Here is a 24,647-nt window from a genome sequence, read left to right on the forward strand (position 1 = left end):
CCGGGCGTCTCACGCCTCGACGACGCCCCAGGGGGTGTGCAGGGCGGCCGTCACTCGGCCGCCCAGGTCGGCCGGCTCGAACGGCGAGTCCGCCTCGAACCGCGCGAACGGGTCGACGCCGAGCGCCAGCATCGGCAGGAGCACGAGCGGCCCCGCGGACCACGGGTGGCACAGGCTCGACCCGGTCGACTCGACGACCTCGCGGGTCGGGGACCACCGCTCCCACCACGTCCCGGCGCCCGCGTCGAGCATGGTGCCCCAGTACAGGTCGAGCAGCTCGCGCGCGGCACGCGGGTTGCCGAGCACGAGGTGTGCGCGGCACACCCAGAACGTGAAGTAGCCCGTGTCGGGCACGAACCCGTCGAGGGCTGACGGCGCCACGAGCGCGCGGGCGCGGTTCGGGTCGAGCCCGCACAGCAGGATGGTCGCGGCATGCGGGTGACGGAGGTCGTCGCCCAGCCCCGCGAGCACGCGGTCGAGCGCGGCGCGCCAGACGGCGGCGCGTGCGTCGTCGCCGACGGCCTCCGCGAGCGCGACCCCGGACCGCAGTGCGACGGCGTGCTGCGCGTCGATGCCGGCCTGGCGCGCGTCGGGCGTGAACGCGTGCCAGTCGACGAACGACCACCAGCCGGGGCGGTCGAGGTCCAGTCGCCCGGTGGTCGCGTCGGTGTGCGTGGCCGCCCAGTCGAGGCAGCGCACGACGGCCGGGTAGACCTCGTCGAGGAGCGCCCGGTCGCCCGTGAACCGGACGTGGTCCTCGACGAACGACGGCCACTGCAGCGCGAAGTCGGGGATCCGGTGCCGCGTCCCGCTCGGGCTGAGCGCCGGGATCATGCCGTCGTCGTCCTGCGCGGCGGCGAACTGGAGGAGGGACCGGCGCGACGTCGTCGGGACGCCCGTGGTGGCGAGGTCGAAGAGAGCCTGGACGCCGGCGTCGGCGACGTAGTGGCCGCCCTCGCGCAGCGGGCAGTCCTCGTAGAGGTCCTGCCGTCCGACGCGAGCCGTCGCGACGCTCACCGCGTGCATCCGGTCGTAGCGGTCGACGCCGCTGCGGAACACCGGTTCGGGCCGGCGGGCGGTGATCGTGGCGAAGGTCGCGTCCACGGCGACGGCCCCGGTCCCGTGGGCGACCCACGCGAGCGCGCGGAAGGTCCGGCGGTGCCAGAACCGGTGCGTCGTGCGCCCCGCGGGCACGACGACGGTGTCGACGGCCGCAATGCCCTGCCGGGTCGCCGTCGGCCAGCCGTGCGCGTCGACCGCCTCGCCCGCGAGGACGTCGATCGTCGTCGGCTCGTCGGCGTCCACCGTGAGGGTCAGGAAGCCCACGAGCTGGTGCGGGACGACCCAGAGCCCGTAGCGCCCGACGGGCTGGGCGCCGCGCGGGACCGGCGCCGAGTCGGCGAGCCGTGACGCGCCCAGCGCCACGCCCGCGGTCGCGCGGTCGATCGCGGGACCCGGCGGGACGTCGTCGGGCGGGGGAGCGAGCAGCGTCCCGGTCTCGTGCAGGAACGGACCGAGGGGGACGTCCTCCTCGACGACGTCGCGGTCGAGCAGCCGCGGGCGCTGGTCGTCGTCGTACTCGACGGCCGCCGCCCAGCCGTCGCCCGCGCCGGCGGTCAGGCCGTCGGGTGCGAGCGTGCGGTCCGACCATTCCGTGAAGCCCGCCGACCACACCATCTGCGGCGTGTTCTGGCGCCACGACGCGGGGACGTGCGTCGACCAGGCCGAGCTGGTGCCGACGTCGTGGGCGGCGCCGTCGGCGGTGCGCAGCGTGCCCTCGACCCAGAGCCCGCCGAGCGCTCGCGGCTGGTGGTGCGTGCCCACGCCGAGCAGGTACACGCCGACGACGACGGTCGCGCGGCGCTCGCGGCGCGCGCCGAGGACGGCAGCGAGGTCGCAGCGCACCGCGTCGGCCCCGGGCGCGGAGCTCTGCACGTCGTGGTGGGCGACGAGGACGCCGTCCACCCACACGCGGAACGGCCCGCGGGCGGCGACGTCGAGCGCGCCGTCGACGAGCGGCGCGTCCGCCTCGACGACGCGCCGGAACAGGACGAGCTGGTTGGGGGTCTCGCGGTGGAACGCGTCCCAGATCCACGCGGTCACGGCCGACTCGCTGCCCGTGCCGTGACCTCGAGCCGGTGGTGACCGGTGGCGCTGGCAGTCAGGTGCACCGGCTGGTCGGTGACGTCCGTGCCGTCGAGGAGGACGACGTCGCGTTCCCCGGTGCCGCCGCGCACGACGACGTCCAGGGTCGCGCCCGCGTAGGGCAGGCCGGTGAGCTCGACGGTCTCGCCGGGTCCGGGGAGGAGGGGCGCGACGCGGAGGCCGTCCGCTGACGGTGCGAGGCCGACCAGCCCGTAGTGCACGAGGCGCAGCAGCGACGTCGCGGACCACGTCTGGTCCGGCTCGCTCGGCCAGACGTAGCCGCACTGCCAGCCGCCGTGCGGGAGGCCGGTCACGGCGTCGTAGACCTCGTCGAAGCGGCCGCCGCTGCTCTCGACCCGCGCACGGAAGTCGTCCAGGGTCCGCACGACGCCGTCGCGGTCGCCCGCCGCGGCCGAGGCCAGTCCGGCGAGGCCCATGACCATCGGCCAGCACATGGCGTTGTGACGGCCGGGGCGGGCGTCGTCGTACCGGTCGAAGTGGGGGGCGACGTTGACGACGCCCGCGGGGCCGCGGCCGATCGAGGCGAGCACCGCGGGCGCGCGCTCGGGCGGGACGACGCCGAGGACGACGGCGAGCGCGAGCCCCGCCGCCTCGCGGTGGTGGTCGAGCGTGCCGGCGAGCGGGCCGGCCCCGTGGAGGAGGTAGCCGTAGGTGTCGCCGTCGCGCAGGTGCTCGTCGATGGCGGCGGTGAGCGCGTCGGCGCGGGCGGTGAGGTCCGTGGCGTCGCGGCCGAGGTGCGCGGCCGCGGCCGCGAGCCGGCGGAGCGCGCCGACGTAGACGACGTTCGTCGACAGCGCCATGACCTCGCGCGCGTCCGGGTAGTCGAGGACGAACGAGGTGGGCTCGTCCGCGGTCGCCGGGGGGACGGGCAGTCCGGAGATGCCGTCCTGCATGAGCGCCGGGCCCGCGTAGAGCCCCCAGCGGGGGCGGAACCGGTCGCGGTGGAGGATCGCGAGCGAGTCGGTGCCGACCCGGAGCGCGTGGGCGAGGAACGCGTCGTCCGCGGTCGCGTGGGCCAGGTCGACGGCGGCGAACACCCAGACGATCTGGTCCCACCACTGGTCGTCCTGCGCGACGACGGTCCGGCCGTCCTCGAGCGTCTCGCACACCCGGAGCAGGGTCGCGCGGGCGTCGTCGGGACGCAGAAGGTTCGCGGCGCCCCATGCGTTGAGCGCCGCGTCGCGCGTCCACGGGTCGGGGTAGCCGCCTCCCGCGCGGATGAACGGGCCGTCGTCGTCGCCGACGACGTTGCGCGCGAGCGTCTCCTGCGCGAGCGCGTAGAGGTCAGCGAGCCAGGGCAGGGAGGAGGCACCGACGGTGGTGGTCATCGGGCGATCCTGGCATCGTTGGCCAGGCGACGTCAACGTTGTCATCGCGTCGGCCAGGTTGAGAATCCAAGGCTGCCCTGCGGTCGGGGGACCGCCGCTTGCGGCCTTGGGGGCAACCTTCGACGCGGCATCGCCTGGACGGAGCCGGGCTGGAGTGTCAGATTTCAGCAGTGGACGGATTCACGAGCGACGACGGGACGACCTTGAGCGTCGTTCGATGGGGTCAAGGGCCTCCGGTCGTCGTGGTACCGGGCGGCCCGGGCCGTGACGCGGCTTATCTCGAGGGGCTCGGAGGTCTCGCCGGCGCGGCTGAGCGGTCCGTCGTCGTCCTGGAGCCACGTGGCACCGGCGGATCCCCGGGTTCGTCCGATCCCGCGGCCTACTCGGTGGCCCGTACTGCCGCAGACGTCGAAGCGTTGCGCCGCCATCTGGGCATCGGCCAGATGGAGCTCCTCGCGCACTCGGCGGGGTGCGAGGTCGCGCTCACCTATACCGCACTCCATCCGGAGCGAGTGCGCAGGCTCCTCCTGGTCACGCCCAGTACCCGCAGTCTCGGAATCGAAGAGTCGGAGGAGTCCTTCGAGGACAGGATCCGGCGACGGCGAGCAGAGCCATGGTTCGAGACCGCGCGGGCAGCGCTCGAGGAGACGCAGACCATGGGCGCCTCGACGGAGCGGCGGCTGGCGATGTCTCCCTTCCTCTACGGGCGATGGGACGAGGCCGCCGCCGCACACGCGGCGACGGACGCCTCCCAACGCCATCCCGACGTGGGCGGCGCCTTCTGGAGCAGCCTGCCGGATCCCGCTTCGACACATGCGGCACTGTCGGCATTCACCGGCGCGGTCCGCATTCTCATCGGGGACCTCGACCTCGCGCCGGGGCCCGAGGTCGCGGCCAAGGTCGCGGCGATCTGTGCCGACGTCGCGGTCGCCACTCAGTCGGGAGCAGCCCACTTTCCCTGGGTCGACGACGCCGCGGCCTTCTCGCGCACGATGGCGACCTTCCTGACCGGCCCACCATAGGAGCTGGTCCTGGTGCTCCCTCGGGTCGCGGCGGGCCACGTTCACGGGCGCCCCGTCGTGAGCTCGAGCGGCAAGAGGTCGCGGGGCCGGCGGCGCCTCAGAACCGGACGCGCTCGCGGACGCGGAGCTGAGCCGGGACCACCACGCGCTGCGCCGGCCGCTCCCGGTCGACGAGGCGCTCGAAGAGCAGCGTCGCCCCCACGCGCCCCACCTCGTGCGGGTCGCTGTCGATGACGCTGACGCCGAAGAGCCCGGCGAGCGGGACGTCGTCGAAGCTGAGGATGTCGAGGTCGCTCTGCACGACCCGCTCGACGAGCAGCAGCCCCACGCACAGCCGGTTGTTGTCGGTGAAGACGGCGGTGGGCGGGTCGGGCTGGGCGAGCAGGTCGCGGGCGGCGAGCGTGGCGTCGTCCTCGGTCACGAGCCCGGTGCGGACGAGCGCGGGGTCCACGGCCACCCCTGCGTCGGCGAGCGCCTGCTCGTACCCGCGCCACCGTTCGAGCGCGCCGCTGCCGGATCGCGGGTGGCCGAGGTAGCCGATCCGCCGGTGCCCGCGCGCGAGCAGCATCGCGATGCCTTCGCGGGTGCTCTCGGCGTTCGTCGTGACGACGGCGTCCATCTGCCCCTCGAGCCCGGGCGGCGGGGAGTCGACGAAGACGATGGGGGTCCCGAACGACGCCTCCTGCTCGAGGTACCGCAGGTCCTGGCCGATGGGCGCGATGATCAGCCCGGCCACGCGGTGCGCGAGCAGCGAGCCGATGACGCGGCGCTCGAGGTCGGCGCTGTTCTCCGCGTCGGCGGACAGCACGAGGTGCTGGTGCGCCGCGGCGACGCCGTGGATGCCCCGGATCATGGGCGCGAAGAAGGGGTTGGTGACGTCGCCGAGGGTCACGCCGACCGTGTTCGTGGTCTGGTTCTTGCGCCGCAACCCGGCGGCGACGTCGTCGGGCTGGAACCCGAGTCGCTCCGCCTCGGCGAGCACGAGGGCCCGCGTCTCGTCACCCACGCCGCGCTCGCCGCGGACGGCGCGCGAGACGGTCTTGATGCTCAGCCCGGTGGAGGCTGCGATGTCCCGCAGGCGGGGTCGCCGGGGGGCCTCGGCCGGCTGCTCAACCGCCGCGCGATCGGTCACGGGCTCACCCTACTTTCACAGGTCGGTCCGCACGCCGGGGGCGCGCGGGATGCGGCTTGACCCGTCCGGGTCAACGTTGTCATGCTAGCGGGCGCACCGCCCGACGAGGGGAAACGTCCATGCTCGAAGTCACAGACGACGCCGGGCCCCGCCACGCGCCGTCGTCCCGCGCCGGAACGGGGCTCACCGACGCGACGTGCCGGCTCTACCGCATCGCCGGCATGGCCGCGGGCGAGCTCGCGGACACGCTCCTCGAGCCGTGCGACGTCGAGCTCGGCCCGACGACGCAGCTCACCTACGCCGTCTTCCCCGCCTGGTCCGGGGCGCCCGGCCACGGCGAGGGCTTCGAGGCCACCGCCGTCGCGGTCGACCTCCTGCTCGACGACGGCACCTGGGCCTCCGACGCCGCCGCGGCCAGTGGTGCGGCGGTCCGCGACGAGGCCGGCGACGCCACCACGCCGCAGGCCCAGTACGGCGCGAAGACCCTCGTCGTCGACCAGTGGAACCTCCGGACCGTCGACCTGGCGCCGCTCACGGGCCGCCGCGCGGTCGGGATCCACCTCCGCGCCGTCGGCGTCGACGAGCGCCGGGGACACCGCGGGCTGAGGCGCCGCGTCCCGCACGGCTGGCTCAGCGACGTCCGCCTCGGCCCGCGCGCGCCCGAGCCGAGCGGGCACGAGCGTCTCGTCGACCTCGTCGACACGCGCCGTGGCACCCACTCGTCCGGGGAGTACTCGCGCGGCAACACCATCCCGGCCGTGGCTCGGCCGCAGGGCTTCAACTTCGCGATCCCCGTCACCGACGCCTCGACCTACACCTGGCCGTACCGGTACCACGCCGACAACCGCCCGGACGGGTCGACCCCGCTCCAGGCGCTCGCCGTCTCCCACGCGCCGAGCCCGTGGATCGGCGACCGCTCCGTCGTCCAGGTCATGCCGCTCGTGGACGCGTCCGCTCCCGACGTCGACCGCGCCGCCCGCGAGCTGACCTTCCGCCACGACGACGAGCTCGCCGGACCGCACCGGTACCGCGTCGCGCTCGCGGGCGGCGTCGTCGCGGAGGCGACCGCGACGGACCACGTCGTCGTCCTGCGGTTCACCGTCCCGCCGGGCGGGGGCGTCGTCCTCGACCAGCCCGACGACCGCGGCGCCGTCGAGATCACGCCGGACGGCCCGGTCCACGCGCGCGGCTGGACCGACGGCATGCGGCCCGGGCTCGAGGCGAACGCGCCCCGCATGTACTTCGTCGTCCGCGTCGACGACGGCGTCGCCGGGCACCGCGAGGCTGCCATCCCGGACCGCCCGCACGTCTCCGCGGTCCTCGCGACGCCGCCCGGCCCGGAGGGGACCGTGACCGTCCGGGTCGCGACGTCGTTCGTGAGCCTCGAACAGGCGGAACGCTCGCTCGACCTGGAGGCGCCGTCGTCGACGACGTTCAACGAGCTCGTCGAGGAGTCCGCGGCGCGGTGGGACGCGCTCCTCGGCCGCGTGACCGTGGACGAGCCGGACCGGCGCCGGCACAGCGAGTTCGTCTCCAGCCTCTACCGGTTGTTCCTCTACCCGAACGACGCGAGCGAGAACGCCGGCACGGCCGAGCAACCCCGGTGGGTCCACGCGGACACGTCGACGCCGCCCCCACGCCCGCACGGCCCGACGACGACCGGGTGCGACGTCCGCGAGGGCAGGTCGAGCGTCAACCACGGGTTCTGGGACACCTACCGGACCTGCTGGCCCGCGTACGCGCTGCTCGCGCCCGAGCTCGCGGCCGACCTGCTCGACGGGTTCGTCGAGCACTACCGCGCGAGCGGGTGGATCGACCGGTGGTCGGCGCCCGGGCCCGTCGACTCGATGGTCGGGACGAGCAGCGACCTCGTCGTCGCGGACGCGCTCGCGGCCGGCGTGCCCGTCCGTGACGTCCTGACGGCGTACGACTCGGGACTGCGCAACGCCACGACCGTCAGCCCCGAGCACCGGGTCGGCCGGGCCGACAGCACCCGCGCGATCTTCACGGGCTACGTCTCGACGGCGACCCACGAGGGCCTGTCGTGGACCCTCGAAGGCGCGCTCACCGACTACGGGCTCGCGGTCACGTCGGCGTGGCTGCTCGAGCACCTGCCGGACGACCACCCGCGCCGCGAGGAGCTGCGCGCCAACGAGGTCTACTTCCGGGCCAAGGCGCTGCGCTACGCGACGCTGTTCTCGCCCGACGCCGGGTTCTTCGTGGGGCGCGACGACCGCGGCCGGTTCCGGCCCCTGCGGACCTTCGATCCGCGCGTCTGGGGCGGCGACTACACCGAGACGAACGCGTGGGGCATGGCGTTCTCGGTGCCGCACGACGGCCACGGGCTCGCGGCGCTCTACGGCGGCCCGGACGCGCTCGAGGCCAAGCTCGACGCGTCCTTCACGACCGAGGAGACGGGCGACGCGAGCCTCGCCGGGACCTACGGCACCGTGATCCACGAGATGACGGAGGCGCGGAACGTCCGACGCGGCATGTTCGCGCTCTCGAACCAGCCGGCCCACCACGCGCCGTTCATGTACGCGTTCACGGGCGCGCCCTGGAAGACGCAGGAGATCGTCCGGGACAGCCTGCGGCGGCTCTTCCTGGGCTCGGAGATCGGCCAGGGCTATCCGGGCGACGAGGACAACGGCGAGATGTCGGCCTGGTACGTCTTCGGCACGATCGGGCTCTACCCGCTGCTGCCGGGGAGTGGGGAGCTCGTCCTGACCGCGCCCGCGGTGGCCCGCGCGACGCTCGACCTCGGCGGCGGGCGTGAGACCACGATCGTGGCCCACGACCTCAGCGCCGAGAACGTGTACATCCGTTCCGTCACCGTGGACGGGCAGCCGTGGGAGCGGCTGACCGTCCCCGTCGCGACCGTCCGCGCCGGGGCGCGGATCGAGATCACGCTCGGGTCCGAGCCGTCGGGGTGGGGCACCGGCTCCGACGCGGCGCCGTTCTCGCTCACGCCGCGCGGGTCCGCGCCCGCCGTCCTCGTGGACCGCGCGGACCCGGCCGGCGTGCGGGAGCACGCCCGCTCGTCCGTGGGCGACCCGGCACTCGTCTTCGACGACCGCTCCGACGCCGGGCTGGTCCTGCGGCCAGGCGACTGGGTCGGCTACGAGCTCGCCGCCGACGCGTCCGTGGGCCTGTACACCGTGAGCCTGGGCGAGCCGGCGGACGGCGTGTCGTGGGTCGTGGAGCGCTCCGACGGCGACGCGTGGGTCGAGCTCGACCGGCGGGACGGCGTCCGGTTCGTCTGGCCGCGGCAGACCCGGGCGTTCCTGCTCGGGGAGCCGTGCGCGCCCGGACGGACCCGCCTGCGCGTGGCCGAGGGCACGCTCGACCTGCGGCAGCTCGAGCTCCTCGGGGGGATCGAGCCGGGCGGGACGGCGCGACCGCTCAGTCGCGGTCGTTCGGCATGATGATCCACAGGATCACGTAGACCAGCACCTGCGGCCCGGGCAGCAGCACCGACGCGACGGCGATCCACCGGACGAGGGTGGGGCTCAGGCCGAACCGTCGGGCGAGCCCGGCGCAGACGCCGGCAATCATGCGGCCGGAGCGCGGCCGCGACAGCGACGGGGTGGTGGGGGCAGCTGTCGTGCTCATGCTTCGACCGTAGGCGTGCGGGTCGGTCTCGGACCATCGGGGAGACCCCCGAACCGACCCGGGCCCCACCCCGACGCGCTCATCCGGCGAGTGCGAGGATCCCGCCGACGAGCAGCGCGACCACCTTGACGCTCTCCGTCCCGACGTACCAGAGGTGCGCGTGCGACCGCGGCCCCTCGTAACCGGCGAGGACGGCGTCGGACCGCTTGTTGAGGCGTGGCCGGACCAGCACGAGCTGCGCCACGAGCACGACGACCGCCACGGCGAGCGCGACGGTCGCGCCGGTGCCGGGCGCGTCGACGAGCAGCGCCACGACGATCCCGGCCGCGAGCACGGCCTCGACGGCGTTGAGCGCCTTGAACACGCGGCGGCCGATCCCCAGCCCGATGGGCAGCGTCACGCCGGGCGCCCCGAACTTCAGGGGTGCCTCGAGGAACGAGATCGCGAGCACCATGCCGAGCCAGACGAACGTCAGGGCGGCGGTGACGGCGACGGCGGCGCTGGTCACAGGGCGTTCCCTTCGCGGGTGAGGTGGGCGACGCAGAGGTCGGGCTGGACGAAGGGCTCGAGCGACTCGGCGCGCACCGGTGCCCCCCACGCCTCGAGCGTGCCGCGCATGAGGCCGAGGTGGACGCCGCAGACGACGGCCCGGTCGTCGGCGAGCTCGAGGAACGGACAGCTGCGCAGGCCGAGGGTGACCTCGCGGGGGTCCGTGCCGTCGTCGGGCTTCGCGCCGTCCGTGAGGGTCTCGGGGGCGAAACCGAGGTCGTCGAGGAGGCCGACGAGGCCGGCGACGGGACCGGCGTCGGGCGGGGTGGTGCGCCCGGCCTGCGCGCGTCCCCAGGCCTCGCCCGCGCCGACGGCGGCACGCCCGGGCTGCGGTCCGCGCGCGACGTGCGCGACGAGCGCCCCTGCGAGGACCTCGTAGTGCCGGGGTGCGTGGCGGTCCATGCCCGGCCGCACACGGAACGCGAGCGGCGGGCGCCCCGGGCCGACGGCGGCGACGGTGGTCCGCTCGACCGTGCCGTCCGCGGCGAGCGCCTCGAGGTGGAACCGCGCGGTGTTGGGGTGGACGCCGAGGGTGGTCGCGACGTCGGCGATGGTCAGCGGGCGCCCGGCGTCGCGCAGCACCCGCAGGACGGCGTCGCGGCGGAGCCCGGAACGGGTCGCCGGTGCGGGGGTCACGACGCGCCCTCGGCGGCGTCGCCCTGCGGTGGGACGCTCGTCACGAGCGGCGTGTCAGACGGGATGACGCCCAGCTTCGCGGCGCCCCCCGGCGAGCCGAGCGGCGCGTCGAGCCCGGGGAGCGGGAGCGCGAAGAACGCGGCGTTGTCCTGGAGGTAGTCCAGCAGGTCGGTGGGGAGGTCGTCCTCGTAGTAGATCGCCTCGACCGGGCAGACGGGCTCGCAGGCGCCGCAGTCGACGCACTCGTCGGGGTGGATGTAGAGCGAGCGGTTGCCCTCGTAGATGCAGTCCACGGGGCACTCGTCGACGCAGGCGCGGTCCTTGACGTCCACGCAGGGCTGGCCGATCACGTACGTCATGCCAGCGAGTTTCGCACAGGTTGGACTTGTAGAAAAGCCGTTGGCGGGGTCAGGATGTGGCCATGACCGACACCCCCGCCGAGACCGTCGGCTCCGAGCCCGCCGAGCTGCTCGACGTCCGCGGCATGCGCAAGCCCGACAAGCACCCCACGATCTTCGCGGCGTTCCGCGACCTGCCCGTGGGCGGCTCGTTCGTCCTGGTCAACGACCACGACCCGGTCCACCTCCACGACGAGTTCGAGGCCGAGCTCCCCGGCACCTACAGCTGGGAGTACGTGAACAAGGAGGTCCGCGACTTCCGGATCCGCATCGGCCGGGTCACGTCCATGGCCCTCCCGCGCGTCGTCACCAGCACCACCGGCCCCCTCGCGGACGACGGCGCCACCGCTCCGTCCGCGGGCGGGGCCGTGTGGTCACTCCGGCTGCGTGAGCGCGACCTCGACTCGAACGTCGTCGTGCTCCCGGCCCACGGCGAGATCGGCCGGCACGCCGGTCCCGACGTGGACGTGATGTTCCACGTGCTCGACGGCGCCGCGACCATCGAGACCGAGGCCGGCGACGTCGCGGTCGCCCCCGGGGACGTCGTGTGGCTCCCGAAGCGGTCGGAGCGGCGGATCGTCGCCGGGCCCGACGGCGTCCGCTACCTGACGGTCCACAAGCACCGCGAGGGGTTGGTGCTCACCGCGCGCACGCCTGTCTGACGGCGGACCCAGCGCCCGTGGTCCGGTGCGCAGGCGGGTGCGCCGAAGTACCCCGGATGCCGGGGTACTTCGCGAGGTATGCCGGATGCCGGGGTACTTCGCGGGGAGGGCTCACCACCCGCCGGGCTCGAGGATCTTCCGGATCCGCTTCTCGCTGACGGGCCCGTCGGTGCCGAGCTGCTGCGCGAACAGCGACACCCGCAGCTCCTCGACGAGCCACCGCACCTCGGCGAGCTCGGCCGCGCGCGCGGGGTCGGGGCGTCCGGCCGCGTACGCGGCGAGCGCCCGCTCGTACGCCTGCTGGACGTCGTGGACGCGCCACGCGAGCTCGGCGTCCCGGTTCGGGTTCCCTTGAGCCTTGTCCAACCGGTACGACGCCGCCCGCACGTACCGGACGAGATGTGGCAGGCGCCGCGGCGGGGTCTGGGACACGAACCCGTCGTGCACGAGCCCGGCCATCTGGTCGCGCAGGTCGGTGAGGGTGTTGAGCAGGGCCATCGACGTCCCGGCGCGGATCTCGCCGTCGAGGTTCCGTGCCGCGGTGAGCACGGCCACGACGTGCCCGACGACGCGGAACACCTCGTCCTCGAGCTCGTCCCGCAGGCGGTCGCGCACCTGGGCGTAGGCGGCGGCGTCCCGGACGTCCGCGGCATCCGGCACGAGCGCGTTCACCGCGGCGAGCTGCACGTCCGCGACCAGCGCGTCCGTGTTCCGGTACGGGCTCGCGGCCAGGGTCAGCGCCTGCGTCCCGGTCCACCGGCTCGTCACGCGCGGGGTCGCGAGCCCGACCTCCTGCAGCAGCAGCCGCCGCACGCCGCGGGCATGCTCGGCAGCCTGGCTCGCGGCGTTCCCGAGCACCCGCAGCGCGACGACCGGCCTTCCCTTGGCGTCCTGCTCCTCGACGAGCGCGGGATACCCGCGCACGACGGTCCCGGCCCCGACCCGCGTCTCGACGACGGCGGGCAACACCCCGCCGTCGGTCCCTCCAAGATCAGCAGCCCACCCGGACACGACAGCAACTTCGCGAACGAGCACCGAAGCACCGTCCGAAGCGCCCCCCTCCTGCTGCGCCGCACCAGCGCCGGACCCGACGCCGGCCGGAACGCCACCTGAGGACCCGACGGTACGGCCGTCGTCGGACGCGCCAAGCGGAGAAGCGGACGACCCGGAAGAGGAGGGGGAGGCTGCGCCCGAGGAAGCGAAGGCCGTGGTGGGGCTGGCGGGAGCACCCCGAGGAACGAGGGGTGCGGATGGTAGGCCGAGCGAGTCGGGCGCAGCCTCCCCCTCCGGACCTGAGCGAGCAGCCTCCGCAGCGGCAGCCTCCAGCGCGGCGCGCACAGCCGTCCGCACAGCCGCCTCCGCGCGCGACGCCAGACGGCGCTGCAGCCCCAGCAGGTCCTTCCCTTCGCCGAGCACCGTCGCCACCCCGCGCTCCGGCTCGGACACGACGCGATAGGTGACGCGCAGGTGCGCGGGCAGCCGCTCGGGGACGCCGGGCCAGGCGTCGTCGGGGATGTCGACGTCGCGCAGGTCGCGGACGGCGCGCGTGAACGCGACGCGGAAGGGTTCGGCCATGTCGCCGGCGCGCGCCATGTCGTCCCAGGAGGGCGTGTTGGCGCGCAGCCAGGCGGCGACGTCGCGGCCGACGTCGGGCGCGGGGACGAGCTGGACGCGCACGGGCTTCGGCAGGGCGCGGATGGTGGCGACGGTGAGCTCGTCGAGGAGGCCGGGGACCATCCAGTCGAACCCGTCCGGGCTGACGCGGGGCAGGATGGAGATGGGCACGTGGACGGTGACGCCGTCGGCGTCGGTGCCGGGGGAGAACTGGTAGGTGAGGGGGAGCTCGAGCTCGCCCTGCGGCCAGCGCTCGGGGAAGAGGGACGTGTCGATCTCGTCGGCGGTGGGGACGAGGAGGTCGAGGGTGAACGTGAGGAGGTCGGGGTCGCGGCGGCGGGCGCCCTTCCACCACTGGTCGAAGTGCCGCGCGGACACCACGTCGTCGGGGATGCGGGCGTCGTAGAACTCGAACAGGACGTCGTCGTCGACGACGAGCCCCCGCTGCCGCGAGCGTGCCGCGAGCTCCTCGGCCTCCTCGAGGATGCGCTGGTTCTCGGCCCAGAACCGGTGGTGGGTGGTCCACTGCCCCTCGACGAGCGCGTGCCGCACGAACATCTCCCGCGCGGCCTCCGGGTCGACGCGTGAGTAGAGGACCTGGCGGTCCGCGACGATCGGCACCCCGAACAGCAGCACCTTCTCCCGGACCGTCGCCGCACCCCGCTTCGAGGACCACGACGGCTCCGAGTACGTGCGCTTCACGAGGTGTGCGCCGACCTCCTCCGCCCAGTCCGGCTGGATGCGGGCCACGTCACGGGCCCAGAGGCGGCTCGTCTCGACGAGCTCCCCCGCCATCACGAACGCCGGCGGCTTCTTGTTCAGCGGAGAGCCCGGGAAGATCGCGAATCGGATACCCCGCGCGCCCAGGTACTCGTTGCGCGCCTGGCGGGCCATGCGCTTGAGCTGTGCCGCGTCGCGGCCCGTGCGCGCGGACGCCTTGATCTCCGCCGTCTGCTGCATCCCCACCTGCGACAGGAGGCCGGCGAGGAGCGCCTTGTGGATGGTGTCGCCGTCCCAGGCGCGCTTGTAGGGGTCGGTCGTCGAGGTCGACGGGGTGCTTCCGGCGGCGGGGCTGGGCGGGGCTGCGTCCGACGTGCTCGGCCTACCATCCGCACCCCTCGTTCCTCGGGGTGCTCCCGCCAGGCCCGCCACGGCCTTCGCATCGTCGGGCGCAGCCCCGCCCAGCCCGGCCGCCTCGGGCGTTGCGCTCGCCTTCGCCTTCGCGCCCGCGTTCGCGCCGGTGGTCGCCGACGGTGACGCTGCGTTCGCCGAGGGTGACGCTGCGTTCGCCGAGGGTGACGCGCCGTTCGCCGAGGGTGACGCTGCGTGCGCCGACGGTGACGTGCCGTGCGCGCGGGCCGGGTCGCCCCAGCGGATCCCGAGCGGCTTCGAGGTGTCGCGGAGCTGCGTGACGAGGTCCTGCCACTCGCGGATGCGCAGGAAGTTCAGGTACTCGGAGCGGACCCGGCGGCGGAACTGGCTGCCCGACAGGTCGTGCTGGAGCTCGCGCGCGTACGTCCACAGGTTGAGGAACGTGAGGAAGTCGGACGTCGGGTCCTGGAAGCGCGCGTGCAGCTGGTCGGCTTGGGGGCGCTCCTCGGTCGGGCGCTCGCGCGGGTCCTGGATGGACAGGGCCGCGGCGATGATCGTGACCTCGCGGGCGACGCCGCGGCGCGCCCCCTCGACGATCATGCGGGCCAGGCGCGGGTCCATCGGGAGCTGCGCGAGCTGGCGCCCGACGTCGGTCAGCCGGGTCGAGCCGGCGCGGTCCGCGGTCTCGTCGGCCGCCGTCGTCTCGAGCGCGCCCAGCTCGGTGAGGAGCTGCACGCCGTCGCGGATGGCGCGCGTGTCCGGCTGGTCGACGAACGGGAACCGGGCGACGTCGTCGGGCGTGGAGACCACACCCACCGAGATCATTTGGAGGATCACGGACGCGAGCGACGTGCGCAGGATCTCCGGCTCGGTGAACGGCGGGCGCGCGTCGAAGTCGTCCTCGGAGTAGAGGCGGATCGCGACGCCGTCGGACACGCGCCCGCAGCGCCCGGAGCGCTGGTTGGCGCTCGCCTGGCTGATCGGCTCGATCGGCAGGCGCTGCACCTTGGAGGCTCGCGAGTACCGGGAGATGCGGGCCGTGCCCGGGTCGACGACGTACCGGATGCCGGGGACGGTCAGCGAGGTCTCGGCGACGTTCGTCGCGAGGACGATGCGCCGCCCGGGGTGCGACGCGAACACGCGGTGCTGCTCGGCCGCGGACAGCCGCGCGAACAGCGGCAGGATCTCGACGTAGCCGGGCTGGCGGGCGTCGTGCGTGCGGTCGCCGAAGTGGCCGGTGAGGGCGTCGGCGGCGTCGCGGATCTCCCGCTCGCCCGACAGGAACACCAGGATGTCGCCCGGCCCCGGGTCGTGGCGCGTGCGGTCGTGGGCGATGAGCTCGTCGACCGCGTCGACGATGCCCGTGACGAGGTCGCGGTCCTCCCGCTTCTTGCCGTCGGCGGTCGCGTCGCCCGTGAGCGGCCGGTACCGCAGCTCGACGGGGTACGTGCGACCCGAGACCTCGATCACGGGCGCGGGCGCGTCGTCGGACCCGAAGTGCTTCGCGAACCGCTCGGAGTCGATCGTCGCGGACGTGATGACGAGCTTGAGGTCGGGCCGCTGCGGCAGCAGCCGCGACAGGTACCCGAGCAGGAAGTCGATGTTGAGCGACCGCTCGTGCGCCTCGTCGACGACGATCGTGTCGTACGCGAGGAGCTGCGGGTCCCGCTGGATCGCGGCGAGGAGGATGCCGTCCGTCATGACCTTGACGAGCGTCCCGTCCGACGACTCGTCCGTGAACCGCACCTGGTAGCCGACGGTCTCGCCGAGGGGCGTCCCGATCTCCTCGGCGATGCGCTCCGCGACGCTCCGGGCCGCCAGGCGACGCGGCTGCGTGTGCGCGATCTGCCCGGCCCGCCCGCGGCCCAGGTCGAGCAGGATCTTGGGGAGCTGCGTCGTCTTCCCGGAGCCCGTCTCGCCCGCGACGATCACGACCTGATGGTCCCGGATCGCCTCCGCGATCTCGTCGCGGTGCGCGCTCACCGGCAGCTGCTCGGGGTAGGTGATAGGCGGCACGACGACGGCCTCACGCCGCGCGCGCATGCGCTCCAGGTGGGCGGTGCTCACCCGGGGCGTCGAGGGTCGGTCACCACGCGGACCGTTCCCGCGGCGGCGGTTTCCGCGCCTCGAGCGCCCACCCGAGCGTCGGCCCCCGTCGGGGCGCGCGTCGCCCGGGTGCGCGTCGCCGCCGGCGTCAGGGCGCGCGGGACGGCGCTGCCCTGAGTCGGGCGTCGGGGTGCGGGGTTCGGTGCTCACGGGCTTCCATTCTCGCAAGTCGTGGCAACTTCATTCGTCGACGACGAGGCTGCTAGCATTGCTGTCAATGCCGACACGGAGGAAGGTGCAGACATGTCGACCATCACCGTCCGAGGGCTCGGCGACGACGTGAAGCAGAAGATCCGGGTCCGCGCGGCCGCCCACGGGCGCTCGATGGAGGCCGAGGTACGGGAGATCCTCACCGAGGCGGTCTCCGTTCCCAGTCCGATGGAACGCAAGCTCGGGACGTGGCTCGTCGAACAGCTCGGCGGCTTGGGCGGCGACGACTTCGACGCTCTCGTTCTCCGGCGCGATGACAAGCCGCGGTACGCCGAGTTCGGGGACGGCGAGTGATCGCTCTCGACACCCACGTGGTGTCCGAGCTGATGAGGCCGCGGCCGGAGCTGCGCGTCGTCGCCTGGGCGGACGGACTCGACCCCACCCAGGTGGGGCTGCCGTCCGTCGTGATCGGAGAGCTCCGCTACGGCGTCGAACGGCTGCCACCCGGGCGGCGGCGTGATGAGTTGCGGCGTCGGCTGAGCGGGCTGCTGACCGGCCCGCTCGCAGTTCCGGTGCTGGCGTACGACGCGCCCGCGGCCGAGCGGTACGCCCTGCTCGTCGTGGCGCGCGAGCTGTCCGGCCATCCGATCTCATTCTCGGACGGCCAGATTGCCGCGATCTGCCTCGCGAACGACGCCGTGCTCGCCACACGGAACACCAAGGACTTCACGGACACCGGTGTCCGTGTGGTGAATCCCTGGGTGTCAGCACCGTCGCGGCCCGGTTGAGGAGTCGGGACCGCAGCGGTGGCCCCACGGTCCGGGAGATCCTTGACGTCGTCGAAGGTGGGCGCAGGTCGTCGGCGACGCCTCGGCCATGGTCGAGGCCCTCGTCGGGCGCAGCATCTGGCCGCTGCGACACCAGTTCGGCGCGTTCGATGCTCGACACGGCCACCGAGCAGAGCCAGGAGCTCGTCGTCGGGCAGACGCAGCGTCCCGTAGGAGAACGGCAGCTCGGTCACGGCCCGACCCTAGGGTGGCGTCCCGGCGTCCGCGCGGCCGCCTTGTGGCAGGCTCGGCCCATGGGACTGTTCCGCCGCAAGCGTGAGCCCTTCCTCACAGCTTCCCCCGACGCCCCGGTGCCTGGCATGTCCGACCTGCACGAGACCGCGGTGGCGGCCGTGCCCGCGCCGTCCGACGTGACGGTCACGTCCACGGTGCCGCCCGAGCCGGGCGCCGCCCCCGCACCGACCGTGCCCTTCTCGTTCACGATCGCCGACGCGTTCTCCATCACCGGCCGAGGGACCGTCGTCACCGGGACAGTCGACGCCGGCACCGTCCACCGGGACGACTGCGTCGACCTCGTCCGCGACGGCCGCCCCTACCGGACGGGCGTCGGCGTCGCCGGGATCGAGACGAAGCGCAAGCGGGTCGACGAGGCGAGCGGCGGCACGGTCGGCCTGCTCCTCAAGGACGTGCCCCGCGACGCCGTCGAGCGCGGCGACGTCATCCGCGCGGCCGCCTGAGCGCGCGATGAACAAGTCACGCCTCGAGGCGTTCAGCGACGGCGTCCTCGCGATCATCATCACGATCATGGTCCTCGAGCTGCGCGTGCCCGAGGAGTCGACGTGGGCGGCGCTGCGGCACGTCGCGCCCACGTTCCTCACGTACCTGCTGTCGTTCGTGTACGTGGGGATCTACTGGAACAACCACCACCACATGCTCCAGCTCGCGTCGAAGGTCAACGGGACGGTGCTCTGGGCGAACCTGCACCTGCTCTTCTGGCTCTCCCTCTTCCCGTTCACGACGTCGTGGATGGACGAGACGGGTTTCGACCCGGTCCCGACGGCGGTCTACGGCTTCGACCTGCTCTTCGCGGCTGTGGCGTACTTCCTGCTGCAGCGCACCCTCATCAGGGGTCAGGGCGTCGACGGGCCGCTCGCCCGTGCGATCGGGCGCGACTGGAAGGGCAAGCTCTCGCCGGTGCTCTACCTCGTGGGCATCGCGGCGTCCTTCTGGCAGCCGTTGGTCGGCGTGGGGATGTTCGTGGTGGCGGCCCTCATCTGGCTCGTTCCGGACCGCCGCGTCGAGCGGTTCGTCGCCGAGCACGGCACCGCGGGCCGCTGAGCCACCGCCGGCGCGCGCTGGGTCCTACTCCGCGGCGAGGAGCTCGCGGACGCGCGGTGCGACCTCGTTCCCGTAGAGCTCGATGGACCGCAGGAGCGTCTCGTGCGGGAGCGTCCCGGTCGAGTACTTGAGGTCGAAGCGGGTGGCGCCCAGCCGGTCGACGGTGTCCGCGATCTTCTGCGCGACGGTCTCGGGCGACCCGACGTACAGGGACCCGTCGGGGCCGGCGTCGTGCTCGAAGCGGGCCCGCGAGTACGGCGGCCAGCCGCGCTCGGCGCCGATGCGGTTGTTCATGGCCTCGAAGTGCTCGTAGATCTCGTCGCGCGCCTGCTCGTCGGTCTCGGCGACGTGCCCGGGGGAGTGGATGCCGATCCGGCCCGGCCCGCCGCCGGGTGCGGACGACCACCCGAACTCCCCGAGCGCGCGCCAGTACAGGTCGACGTAGGGGCGGAACCGGGCGGGCTCGCCGCCGATGATCGCGAGCATCATGGGCAGGCCGTAGCGGGCCGTCCGCACGACGGACTCGGGTGACCCCCCGACGCCGATCCACGTCGTCAGCGACCCGCGCTCGGTCTTCGGGTAGACGTGCTGGTTCTTGAGCGAGCTGCGCTTGCTCCCCGCCCACGACACGGCCTTCTCGGTGCGGAGCGCGTCGAACAGCTCGAGCTTCTCCTCGAAGAGGTCCTCGTACTCCGTGAGGTCGTAGCCGAAAAGCGGGAACGACTCGACGAACGACCCCCGCCCGAGGATGACCTCGGCCCGCCCGCCGGACACGCCGTCGAGGGTCGCGAACCGCTCGTAGACGCGCACCGGGTCGTCGGACGACAGCACGGTCACCGCGGAGCCGAGCCGGATCCGCTCGGTGCGCCCGGCGATCGCCGCCAGCACGACCTCCGGCGCCGAGACCGCGAAGTCCGCCCGGTGGTGCTCGCCGACCCCGAAGAAGTCGAGCCCGACCCGCTCGGCGAGGACGGCCTCCTCGACGACGTCGCGGATCACCTGGCCCGCGGGCTTCGGTGTGCCGTCCGGCAGGGCGGTGACGTCTCCGAACGTGTCGAGACCGAGCTCCAGCGTCATGCCTGCCTCAACTCCACGGGTGTTCGGGCTGTTCCGGTGCCGACGGACCCCTGGGGGTCGTGCCGCGCGGGCGCGTACACGCGCAGGGCGGCGGGCTCGAGGGCGAGCCGCAGCCGCACCGACGACGCCCCGTCCCGTCCCACGACGAGCGTCTCCCCGTCGTGCGCGACGGTCGTCCCGCCCGGCACGACGAGCTCGACCTCCTCGAGCTCGTCCGCCGCCGTCGCGAGCCAGCCCCGGGTCCGCGGGACCCGTGCGGCGAGCCGCGACCCGACGCCGTCGAGCGCCGTGCGGACGAGGACGCGGGTCCGGCTGGGCCGACGCTCGGCGAGCGCCGACCGGACGTCGAGGATGCCGTCGTCGAGGCGGGTGCGCTCGACGGGCGCGGGGCCGCGCGGCGCGTACCGGTCGATCCCGGCGAACAGCGACCAGACGTCGCGCTCGCCGGACGGCCCCCGGACGGGCAGCGGTTCCGCTCCCGGCAGCGTCTGCGCGGCCGCGACGACGGCCGCCGCCCACTTGCCGAGCCGCGGCTCGAGCCGCTCGCGCCGTTCGACGAGCGTCGGGTAGGCCCCGAGGGCGAACGTGTTGAGGACGGTGCGGGTGACCGGCTCCTCGCCGGGCGCGTGCACCTCGAGCTCCCCGACGTCGACGAGGACGCCCGTGCCCGAGCGGACCGCGTCCGCGACCAGGGCGACGGGGTCGTCGACGTCGCGGCCGTCGAGGTGCAGCGCCTTGGCGAAGTGGTTGAGGGTGCCGCCGGGGAACACGACCAGCGGGGCGTCGTGCGCCCGCGCGCCCGCCGCGACGGACCCGACGGTGCCGTCGCCCCCGGACACGCCGACGGCGCGCGCGCCCCCGGCCACGGCGTCCGCGACGAGCGCGGCGACGTCGTCGTCCTCCGCCAGGACGTGGACCCGTGCCGCCGGGAGGGCGGCCCGGATCGCGTCGGTGGGGTCGGCGCCGTCCGGCCCGGACGCGGGGTTCACGACGACGAACAGCCCGGACCCGTCCGCCAGCGGGGGCAGGTCGGCCGCGGGCGCGGGCGGTGGTGGCGGGCGCCGCCGCACGGGCCGGGGGACCACGAGCCTGCCGACGGCGGCCGCGGCGGCGCCGATCGCGACCCCGCCCACGACGTCCGAGAACCAGTGCGCCCCCACGTGCATCCGCGAGTACGCGACGCCGGCCGCGACCGGCGCGAGCACGGCGCCCGCGGCCGGCCACTCGGTCGCGACGCCGAGCGTGAACGCCGCCGCGGACGCGCTGTGCCCCGACGGGAACGACCCGGACGCGGGCGAGTCGGCCAGCCGGCGCAGGACGTCGAGGCCCGACGCCGCGGGGCGCTCGCCACCCAGCAGCGGCTTGGCCACGAGGTTCGCCACGGCGCTCGCGGCGAGCAGGGTGGCCGCGCCGCGGACGGCGGCCCGGCGGCCGCGCGAACCGCAGCACGCGAGGCCGCCCGCCGCGCCCGCCCAGAGCACGGAGTGGTCGGCGAGCCGGCTCACCGCGCGCAGCGAGGCGTCGGCGGCGCGCCCGAGCCGCAGCGTGTCGGTGCGCACGGCGACGGCGCGGTCGAGGCGAGCCAGGGCGGGCCAGCGGTCGTGCGGGGCGAAGGGGCCGTGGCGCCCGCGCGCGCCGATCGCGAGCCGGGCACGGACCCAGGCGCGGCGGACCAGAGCGCCGCCGGGCTCGAGAGGGGTCGCGGTCGAGGTCACGGGTCCGACGCTACGCACGACGCCGGGTCCCCGCGCGCCCTCGGTGCCCGTGGCCTCTCGGAGGTGGCGGCTCAGGACTTGCCGAGGCGCAGGGCGTCGAGGTGGGCGAGGAGCGCGGTGAGGGAGTCGCCGACCGTCCCGCTCCCGACCTTGCCCCGCACGTGCCGCACCTGGGCGGCGGCCGCCTCGAGGGCGATCTGCGCGTCGGAGAGGGCGACGGCGGCGCGCGCCTCGTCGGTGGCGTCCGCGACATCCTCCGCTGCCCCGGCGAGCGCCTCCTCCGCGGAGATCGTCGCGGCCCTCGCGGACTCGACCGCGTCGGCGACCTCGTTGGCGAGCGCGCCCGAGAGGGCGTCGATCTCGCCGTCGACGCGCGCGAGGTCGACGTCGAGGGCGGCGGTCTGGGTGCGGGCGTCGTGCAGAGCCGAGGCGAGGGCTTCGTGGCCGCCGCCGAGGAAGAGGAGGGCCGCCACCGCGAGGAGGCCGGCGGCCGCATAGCGCGCCGCGAGGGACGTCGTGGCCGCGTCCTCGCGCCACGACGCCGGGCCCGAGGTCAGCGGCGACGTCACGGAACCAGTCTGCCGTGCTTTCCTGCGAGAAGACAGAGAGAAAACAGAGTATGGGTTACAAACTCGTGGAGGTTCGGTGGAGGGCAGTGCGAGAGTGGTTCTGTGAGCGCTCCTGACCCCACCCGCTTCCTCGTCCGTGGTCGCCTCGAGCGGCTGCCGCGGCGCGCCGCCGACCGCGACCTGCTGTTCGCGTACGTGGCCACGCGGGTCCTCGTGCTCGACGACCCGATCACCGAGCGTGAGCTCACCGACCGGCTCGCGACGTTCGTCGACGACCCGGTCGGCGTCCGGCGCGACCTCGTCGACCGCGGCCTCGTGACCCGCACCCGCGACGGCGCGACCTACTGGCGGACCGTGGTCACTGTCTTCGACGAGCTCGGCGGCGGCACGGGGACCGGCGAGGTCAGCCCACCGTCTTCGTGATCGACGTGGCGAGGCTGTCGAGCTGCTTCTCGACGTCGTCGATCGTCGCGCGCGCCTGGCTCGCCGTGGGGAGCGCGTCCTTGAGCGTCTCGAGCTTCCCGCGGGCGTCCTCGAGGCCCTGGTAGGCGTCCTCGAGGCGCTGGCGCGCCGACGCCGACAGCGTCGAAGAGGACCGCTGGGCGTCGTCGAGCGCGGTGCGGGCCTCGTCCGCGGCGCCCTGCGCCTGCCGCAGCGCCGCGTTGCCCTGGCTCTTCATCGAGCCGAGCTGGTCCGAGAGGCGGTGCACGTCCGACGCGATCTGCTCCGTCTGCTCGCTCGCGTCCTGCACGAGCTGGCGGACGGCGTCCGTGTCGACCGTGCCGTTCGAGCTGCACGCCGCCAGCGGTGCCAGGAGCCCGAGCGCGACGACGACGCCCCCGACCGCCCGCACGCGCCCCGCGGTCCGGCGCCCGCGGCGGACCGCGGGGCGCGTCGTCGCGGGGGCGGGGGCGGGGGCGTACGGAAGGGCGTCGAGATCGGAGGGCATGGAACCATGCTCCCGCACCCACCTGAGAACGCTGTGACCTTTTTGTGCGGGGCGACTTTGTGCGGCGACGCCCGCGGAAGCGGCGACGCCCAGCCCCGCCGGCTGCGGAGGCTCGCGGAGCGCACGGCACGCGAGCGTCGCTGAAGCGCACACTGGAGACGTGACCACCACCGCCGTCTGCCCCGCCGTCACCGGCCTCAGCATCGCCGACGCCGCCGCCGCGACCGGGCTCACCGTCCACACGCTGCGCTACTACGAGCGCGACGGGCTCATGCTCGACCCGGTCGACCGGGCGCCGTCGGGCCACCGCCGATACTCCGCGGCGGACCTGTCCTGGATCGTCATGCTCACGCGGCTCCGGGCCACGGGCATGGGCATCGCGGAGGTGCGCGAGTACGCCGAGCTGTGCCGCGCGGGCGAGGGCAACGAGGACGCGCGCCTGATGCTGCTGCGCGCTCACCGGGACCGCGTCCTCGCCGACCTCGAGGCGACGCGCGAGCACCTGCGCGCGATCGACACGAAGATCGGGCTCTACGAGGAGCGGCTCGTGTGCCTCGACCTGGAGGGCCGGGGTTGACCTCGAGCGCGCTCGAAGGACCAGGCTCGGTCTCATGACCCACGAGACCACCACCTCCGCCCTCCCGTCCCGCGTCCTCGGCACCGGCGACGCCGCCCTCCGCGTCTCGGCCCTCGGCCTCGGCTGCATGGGCATGTCCGCGTTCTACGGCGCGTCGTCGGGCGCGGGCTCGACGACGGACGCCGAGTCCGTCCGCACGATCCACCGCGCGCTCGAGCTCGGCGTCCGGTTCTTCGACACCGCCGACATGTACGGCCCGCACACCAACGAGGAGCTGCTCGGCCGCGCGCTGCGCAGCTCCGGCGTGGACCGGGACGACGTCGTCGTCGCGACGAAGTTCGGCATCAAGGTGACCGGGTCGCGGCCCGTCGACCGCGGTGTCGACGGGAGCCCCGACTACGTGCGGCGATCCATCGACGGGAGCCTCCAGCGGCTCGGGCTCGACCACGTCGACCTCTACTACCAGCACCGCGTCGACCCGGCCGTGCCCGTCGAGGACACCTTCGGCGCGCTCGCGGAGCTGGTGCAGGCGGGCAAGGTCCGGCACCTCGGGATCTCCGAGGCCGCCCCGGCGACGATCCGCCGGGCGCACGCGGTCCATCCGCTCACCGCGCTCCAGACCGAGTACTCGCTGTGGAGCCGCGACCTCGAGGACGAGATCCTGCCGACGCTGCGCGAGCTCGGCGTCGGGCTCGTGCCGTACTCGCCGCTCGGTCGCGGGTTCCTCACGGGAGCCGTGACGCGCGACAGCCTCGGCGCCGGTGACTTCCGCGCCAGCAACCCGCGGTTCGCCGGCGACGCCTTCGACGCGAACCTCGCGCTCGTGGACGTCGTCCGCGGGGTCGCCGAACGGCACGGTGCCACGCCCGCGCAGGTCGCCCTCGCCTGGGTGCTCGCGCAGGGCGACGACGTCGTGCCGATCCCGGGCACGCGCCACGAGCGCTACCTCGAGGACAACGTGGGCAGCACCACCGTCGCGCTCACGGGCGAGGACCTCGCTGCCCTGGAGACGACGTTCCGTCCCGAGAACGTCACGGGCGCCCGCTACGAGGACATGTCGGGCGTGGGGCGCTGACCCTCCGGGTCGCGGCGCGGCGACGGTGCGATGACGCGCGGGTGAACTCTTCGCGATGGCAGCGTTGTCACGCAGTCATCTCGAGGACGTAG

At 74.3% G+C, this 24,647-nt stretch carries 22 protein-coding genes; 10 read left to right on the top strand and 12 right to left on the bottom strand.

The features are described 5' to 3' along the window. Positions 1-9: 9 nt before the first annotated feature. Positions 10-2,103 (bottom strand): hypothetical protein, encoded by a 2,094-nt coding sequence (locus tag ACFT5B_RS01260; RefSeq protein ID WP_386796153.1) that lies wholly within the window; start codon positions 2,101-2,103, stop codon positions 10-12. Beyond that, positions 2,100-3,494 carry a hypothetical protein gene (locus tag ACFT5B_RS01265; RefSeq protein WP_386796154.1) on the bottom strand — a complete coding sequence of 465 codons (1,395 nt, stop codon included), beginning with the start codon at positions 3,492-3,494 and terminating at the stop codon, positions 2,100-2,102. The genes ACFT5B_RS01260 and ACFT5B_RS01265 overlap by 4 nt, the downstream gene beginning before the upstream one ends. 170 nt (positions 3,495-3,664) lie before the next feature. Here ACFT5B_RS01265 and ACFT5B_RS01270 point away from each other — a divergent pair, with 170 nt between their 5' ends. Continuing rightward, complete coding sequence (locus tag ACFT5B_RS01270) at positions 3,665-4,516, top strand: alpha/beta fold hydrolase (RefSeq protein WP_386796155.1); 852 nt, start codon at positions 3,665-3,667, stop codon at positions 4,514-4,516. A gap of 97 nt (positions 4,517-4,613) precedes the next feature. Here ACFT5B_RS01270 and ACFT5B_RS01275 read toward each other — a convergent pair whose 3' ends face one another. Further along, the gene (locus ACFT5B_RS01275) at positions 4,614-5,648 is read right to left on the bottom strand and encodes a LacI family DNA-binding transcriptional regulator (protein ID WP_386796156.1); all 1,035 of its coding nucleotides are present in this window, start codon (positions 5,646-5,648) and stop codon (positions 4,614-4,616) included. Positions 5,649-5,767: 119 nt separating this feature from the next. Here ACFT5B_RS01275 and ACFT5B_RS01280 point away from each other — a divergent pair, with 119 nt between their 5' ends. Beyond that, positions 5,768-9,073 carry a GH92 family glycosyl hydrolase gene (locus ACFT5B_RS01280; protein WP_386796157.1) on the top strand — a complete coding sequence of 1,102 codons (3,306 nt, stop codon included), beginning with the start codon at positions 5,768-5,770 and terminating at the stop codon, positions 9,071-9,073. On the opposite strand, the gene ACFT5B_RS01285 is transcribed toward ACFT5B_RS01280, so the two are convergent. From ACFT5B_RS01285 to fdxA, 4 genes are all read right to left on the bottom strand, one after another. Next, positions 9,051-9,260, bottom strand: coding sequence for a PspC domain-containing protein (locus tag ACFT5B_RS01285; protein ID WP_386796158.1), 210 nt, complete (start codon positions 9,258-9,260; stop codon positions 9,051-9,053). The two genes, ACFT5B_RS01280 and ACFT5B_RS01285, sit on opposite strands and share 23 nt — an antisense overlap. Before the next feature lie 79 nt (positions 9,261-9,339). Then, on the bottom strand, positions 9,340-9,768 hold the full coding sequence (locus ACFT5B_RS01290) for a hypothetical protein (protein WP_386796159.1): 429 nt from the start codon (positions 9,766-9,768) through the stop codon (positions 9,340-9,342). Next, positions 9,765-10,445, bottom strand: a complete 681-nt coding sequence (locus ACFT5B_RS01295; RefSeq protein ID WP_386796160.1) for a helix-turn-helix transcriptional regulator — start codon at positions 10,443-10,445, stop codon at positions 9,765-9,767. Before ACFT5B_RS01295 ends, ACFT5B_RS01290 begins: the two co-directional genes overlap by 4 nt. Continuing rightward, positions 10,442-10,804, bottom strand: coding sequence for a ferredoxin (fdxA, locus tag ACFT5B_RS01300; protein ID WP_386796161.1), 363 nt, complete (start codon positions 10,802-10,804; stop codon positions 10,442-10,444). Before fdxA ends, ACFT5B_RS01295 begins: the two co-directional genes overlap by 4 nt. 62 nt (positions 10,805-10,866) lie before the next feature. Here fdxA and ACFT5B_RS01305 point away from each other — a divergent pair, with 62 nt between their 5' ends. Further along, positions 10,867-11,505 (top strand): DUF2249 domain-containing protein, encoded by a 639-nt coding sequence (locus tag ACFT5B_RS01305; RefSeq protein ID WP_386796162.1) that lies wholly within the window; start codon positions 10,867-10,869, stop codon positions 11,503-11,505. 111 nt (positions 11,506-11,616) lie between these two features. Here ACFT5B_RS01305 and hrpA read toward each other — a convergent pair whose 3' ends face one another. Further along, positions 11,617-16,278, bottom strand: a complete 4,662-nt coding sequence (hrpA, locus tag ACFT5B_RS01310; protein WP_386796163.1) for an ATP-dependent RNA helicase HrpA — start codon at positions 16,276-16,278, stop codon at positions 11,617-11,619. Between the two features lie 210 nt (positions 16,279-16,488). On the opposite strand from hrpA, the gene ACFT5B_RS01315 reads away from it, so the two are divergent. The 4 genes from ACFT5B_RS01315 (at position 16,489) to ACFT5B_RS01330 (ending at position 18,593) form a co-directional block, all read left to right on the top strand. Next, on the top strand, positions 16,489-16,821 hold the full coding sequence (locus tag ACFT5B_RS01315) for an Arc family DNA-binding protein (RefSeq protein ID WP_386796164.1): 333 nt from the start codon (positions 16,489-16,491) through the stop codon (positions 16,819-16,821). Beyond that, positions 16,818-17,255 carry a type II toxin-antitoxin system VapC family toxin gene (locus tag ACFT5B_RS01320; RefSeq protein WP_386796165.1) on the top strand — a complete coding sequence of 146 codons (438 nt, stop codon included), beginning with the start codon at positions 16,818-16,820 and terminating at the stop codon, positions 17,253-17,255. The genes ACFT5B_RS01315 and ACFT5B_RS01320 overlap by 4 nt, the downstream gene beginning before the upstream one ends. 293 nt (positions 17,256-17,548) lie before the next feature. Continuing rightward, a complete protein-coding gene (locus ACFT5B_RS01325) occupies positions 17,549-17,992 on the top strand; it encodes a hypothetical protein (RefSeq protein ID WP_386796166.1) in 444 nt (147 codons plus the stop codon). 7 nt (positions 17,993-17,999) lie between these two features. Next, entirely contained in the window at positions 18,000-18,593 is a 594-nt protein-coding gene (locus ACFT5B_RS01330) for a TMEM175 family protein (RefSeq protein WP_386796167.1), read from the top strand. Between the two features lie 24 nt (positions 18,594-18,617). Here ACFT5B_RS01330 and ACFT5B_RS01335 read toward each other — a convergent pair whose 3' ends face one another. From ACFT5B_RS01335 to ACFT5B_RS01345, 3 genes are all read right to left on the bottom strand, one after another. After that, positions 18,618-19,670 carry an LLM class flavin-dependent oxidoreductase gene (locus tag ACFT5B_RS01335; RefSeq protein ID WP_386796168.1) on the bottom strand — a complete coding sequence of 351 codons (1,053 nt, stop codon included), beginning with the start codon at positions 19,668-19,670 and terminating at the stop codon, positions 18,618-18,620. Next, entirely contained in the window at positions 19,667-21,385 is a 1,719-nt protein-coding gene (locus tag ACFT5B_RS01340) for a bifunctional phosphatase PAP2/diacylglycerol kinase family protein (protein WP_386796169.1), read from the bottom strand. Before ACFT5B_RS01340 ends, ACFT5B_RS01335 begins: the two co-directional genes overlap by 4 nt. Before the next feature lie 71 nt (positions 21,386-21,456). Next, entirely contained in the window at positions 21,457-21,954 is a 498-nt protein-coding gene (locus ACFT5B_RS01345) for a hypothetical protein (protein WP_386796170.1), read from the bottom strand. A 102-nt stretch (positions 21,955-22,056) separates the two neighbouring features. Between ACFT5B_RS01345 and ACFT5B_RS01350 the strand changes: the two genes are divergently transcribed. Next, positions 22,057-22,377: a DUF2087 domain-containing protein gene (locus tag ACFT5B_RS01350; RefSeq protein WP_386796171.1), complete on the top strand. Its 321-nt coding sequence runs from the start codon at positions 22,057-22,059 to the stop codon at positions 22,375-22,377. On the opposite strand, the gene ACFT5B_RS01355 is transcribed toward ACFT5B_RS01350, so the two are convergent. Then, entirely contained in the window at positions 22,358-22,903 is a 546-nt protein-coding gene (locus ACFT5B_RS01355; RefSeq protein WP_386796172.1) for a hypothetical protein, read from the bottom strand. The two genes, ACFT5B_RS01350 and ACFT5B_RS01355, sit on opposite strands and share 20 nt — an antisense overlap. Before the next feature lie 160 nt (positions 22,904-23,063). On the opposite strand from ACFT5B_RS01355, the gene ACFT5B_RS01360 reads away from it, so the two are divergent. Beyond that, positions 23,064-23,480, top strand: coding sequence for a MerR family transcriptional regulator (locus tag ACFT5B_RS01360; protein ID WP_386796173.1), 417 nt, complete (start codon positions 23,064-23,066; stop codon positions 23,478-23,480). 34 nt (positions 23,481-23,514) lie between these two features. Next, positions 23,515-24,555 carry an aldo/keto reductase gene (locus tag ACFT5B_RS01365; RefSeq protein ID WP_386796174.1) on the top strand — a complete coding sequence of 347 codons (1,041 nt, stop codon included), beginning with the start codon at positions 23,515-23,517 and terminating at the stop codon, positions 24,553-24,555. The last annotated feature ends 92 nt before the right edge of the window (positions 24,556-24,647 follow it).

The sequence above is a fragment of the Luteimicrobium sp. NPDC057192 genome, assembly GCF_042670205.1.
GTDB lineage: Bacteria > Actinomycetota > Actinomycetes > Actinomycetales > Cellulomonadaceae > Luteimicrobium.

Excerpts from the sequence above, each read along its gene's own strand:
- ACFT5B_RS01265 (WP_386796154.1), bottom strand. The coding sequence starts at position 3,494 with ATGACCACCACCGTCGGTGCCTCCTCCCTGCCCTGGCTCGCTGACCTC.
- ACFT5B_RS01280 (WP_386796157.1), top strand. The coding sequence starts at position 5,768 with ATGCTCGAAGTCACAGACGACGCCGGGCCCCGCCACGCGCCGTCGTCC.
- ACFT5B_RS01285 (WP_386796158.1), bottom strand. The coding sequence starts at position 9,260 with ATGAGCACGACAGCTGCCCCCACCACCCCGTCGCTGTCGCGGCCGCGC.
- fdxA (WP_386796161.1), bottom strand. The coding sequence starts at position 10,804 with ATGACGTACGTGATCGGCCAGCCCTGCGTGGACGTCAAGGACCGCGCC.
- ACFT5B_RS01305 (WP_386796162.1), top strand. The coding sequence starts at position 10,867 with ATGACCGACACCCCCGCCGAGACCGTCGGCTCCGAGCCCGCCGAGCTG.
- ACFT5B_RS01325 (WP_386796166.1), top strand. The coding sequence starts at position 17,549 with ATGGGACTGTTCCGCCGCAAGCGTGAGCCCTTCCTCACAGCTTCCCCC.
- ACFT5B_RS01330 (WP_386796167.1), top strand. The coding sequence starts at position 18,000 with ATGAACAAGTCACGCCTCGAGGCGTTCAGCGACGGCGTCCTCGCGATC.
- ACFT5B_RS01335 (WP_386796168.1), bottom strand. The coding sequence starts at position 19,670 with ATGACGCTGGAGCTCGGTCTCGACACGTTCGGAGACGTCACCGCCCTG.
- ACFT5B_RS01355 (WP_386796172.1), bottom strand. The coding sequence starts at position 22,903 with ATGCCCTCCGATCTCGACGCCCTTCCGTACGCCCCCGCCCCCGCCCCC.
- ACFT5B_RS01365 (WP_386796174.1), top strand. The coding sequence starts at position 23,515 with ATGACCCACGAGACCACCACCTCCGCCCTCCCGTCCCGCGTCCTCGGC.